This is a genomic window from Komagataeibacter kakiaceti JCM 25156 (assembly GCF_000613305.1).
This window is the reverse complement of the sequence record NZ_BAIO01000359.1, coordinates 1-2,424: the sequence shown is the minus strand read 5'-3', so window position 1 is coordinate 2,424 and position 2,424 is coordinate 1. Positions and strand designations below refer to the sequence as shown.

The 2,424-nt window shown below is 65.3% G+C and carries 1 protein-coding gene and 2 pseudogenes; all 3 read right to left on the bottom strand.

What is annotated here, in order from left to right; translation table 11 throughout:
* Nucleotides 1–186 (bottom strand): annotated as a pseudogene (locus tag JCM25156_RS24510) (hypothetical protein); the annotation flags it as partial.
* A gap of 40 nt (nt 187–226) precedes the next feature.
* A pseudogene (locus JCM25156_RS24505) lies at nt 227–1,287 on the bottom strand (WD40 repeat domain-containing protein).
* Entirely contained in the window at nt 1,284–2,285 is a 1,002-nt protein-coding gene (locus JCM25156_RS13730; protein ID WP_025813532.1) for a CobW family GTP-binding protein, read from the bottom strand. The pseudogene JCM25156_RS24505 and the gene JCM25156_RS13730 overlap by 4 nt, the downstream one beginning before the upstream one ends.
* Nucleotides 2,286–2,424 lie beyond the last annotated feature (139 nt).

Sequence of the window (2,424 nt, the reverse complement as noted above, 5' to 3'; positions counted from 1 at the left end):
GGAATACGCAGCGGCGCGGTCTCCACCGTCATCCCGGGCACCCCGCATTGCGGCCACCCGGGGGGCGGCGGGATGCATGACCACCACCTGTTCCAGTCCGGCTTCATGCAGGCTGAGCATGACATCGGTGGAATAGAGTTCCGCCCCCCCGTTGCCCCGGGCCGCCATGACATGGAGTACGCGCATGCGCTGATCCGTCCCCTCCGGCATGGCCGGGACTACCGGCCTATCGGGCCGAAAGATCGACCACGGCCACCCGGCCATCTTCCGTACCGAAGGCCAGCGCGCAGCCATCGGGGCTGAAGGCCAGCGCCGAGACCGGGCCGCCACCGGCCATGCAGACCGGCAATATGCGCTGGGCGGCGGTATCGGCCATCAGCACCGAGCCATCGGCAAAGCCGGCGGCCACGATGTCATGCACCGGGTGGCAGGCGATGCGGGTGCAGATCACGCCCGGAATCCCCCCGGCCTCGACCGGTGGCTTGCCCATCGGGCCACCGCCGAAGAACGGCCACATCACGATCGTATCCGCCCCGCTGGTGACAAGCCACTTGCCATTGCGCGTAAAGACCATGGACTGCACCTTGGACGGATAGCCGCTCATGCGCATGTTGTGCCCGTCCGAAAGCCGCCAGCCATGCAGTTCGGATTCCTGCATGGTGGTCACCAGCGCTTCCCCCGCCGGTGGATGGCAATGCCGATATGGCTGCCCTTCCATTCAAACGGGCGCACGGTGTCCACCTTCGCCTGCACGAACCACATCGAGGCCCCGTTGTAATGCGAGGCCGCGATGCGCTTGCCCTTTGCATCGAACACGATACCACTGACGGTGGAGGGATGATCCAGCACCTTCAGCGTCGTATGGCCCGTCGCGTCGCGCAGTTCGACCTGCTTGCCCGATGCGAAGGCGATGACACCATCCCTGCCGTTGCTCCATGTCGTGATGTGCTCGATCCAGCGGCGGCCCTGCACAAGGTCGCTTACGCTGCCATCGGCGGCGGTACGGCGCAGGGCGTTATCATCGCCGCCGGTCAGGAAGCCGGTTTCAGCCGCATCGGGAGCAATGGCGAGGATCGCGCCATCATGCACGGTGGTAACATCCCACGCATCCGACCGCCCCCAGTCCGCACGGCTGGCAACGACCACGTCACCTTCCCCCGTGGCGAAGGCGACCTGCTGGCTGTCGCGCGCGATGGCGCAGCCGGTGACCTGCCCCTCAAGCTGGCGTATCGCCCCGCGCCGTTCCAGCAGCGAGGGGGATGTGGCGTCGTTCATGGTCTCGCTCATTTTACACGGCAGCTTTCAAACCCGCGGCGAAGCTGCGGGCGGTTGAGGTTGCGCCCGATGAAGACAAGGCGGGACACCCGCTTTTCCCCTTCCTTCCACGGGCCGATAAAGTCACCATCGGCCATCATGTGCACGGCCTGGAAAGCGAAGCGCCTGTCCTCGCCCGCGTAATTCAGGATGCCCTTGGCGCGCAGGATGTCAGCGCCCTGTTCCTGAAGCACCGCGCCGATCCATGCCTGAAAGCGCGCCGCGTCCAGTGGCTCCTCCACCTCATAGGACAGGGAGGTCACGTCCGCCTCGTGGGAGTGGCTGGTGTCCTCAAGGAAATGGGGCGCGTGCTCCAGCGCGCGCTGGAGGTCGAACCCGCCCTGATCCAGCACATCGGACAGGGGCACGTCACCGCGCTGCGCACGGTGGATGCGGGCCACGGCGTTGATCGAACGGATGCGCGATTCGATGGTCGCCAGCGCCACTTCGTCCACAAGGTCGGTCTTGTTGAGGATGATGACATCGGCAAAGGCGATCTGGTTGACCGCCTCGGGGCTTTCATCAAGCGTCTGGAGCACATTGTAGGCGTCCACCACCGTCACCACGGCATCGAGCCGGGTCTTGCCGCGCACGTCCTCATCCACGAAAAACGTCTGCGCCACGGGGGCGGGATCGGCCAGGCCCGTGGTCTCGACAATGATGCCGTCGAACTTCGCGCGCCGCTTCATGAGGTTGCCGAGGATGCGGATCAGGTCGCCGCGCACGGTGCAGCAGATGCACCCGTTGTTCATTTCGAACACTTCCTCGTCGGCATCGACCACAAGGTCGTTGTCCACGCCGAGTTCACCGAACTCGTTCACCACCACCGCGTATTTGCGGCCATGCTGGGCTGTCAGGATATGGTTGAGCAGGGTCGTCTTGCCCGCGCCCAGAAAGCCGGTCAGCACCGTAACCGGCACGAGGGCGTTCTGGGCCGCAGCGGCGGGCGCGGCTTGGATGGTATCGGACATGGAGCCTCCGGTCTTTCACTCTATCGACGCCTGGCGTCAGTCTTGTCTGTCCAGATATAGGGCCATGGGGCGATGTGTCCCATACCCGGCGGGGCAGAAAAATCCAAAAGCCGCTCAGCCGCCGCCGCCACGCAGGGCG

Bases quoted from the DNA above. Each gene is read 5' to 3' on its own strand.
- JCM25156_RS13730 (WP_025813532.1), bottom strand. From the start codon at position 2,285: ATGTCCGATACCATCCAAGCCGCGCCCGCCGCTGCGGCCCAGAACGCC.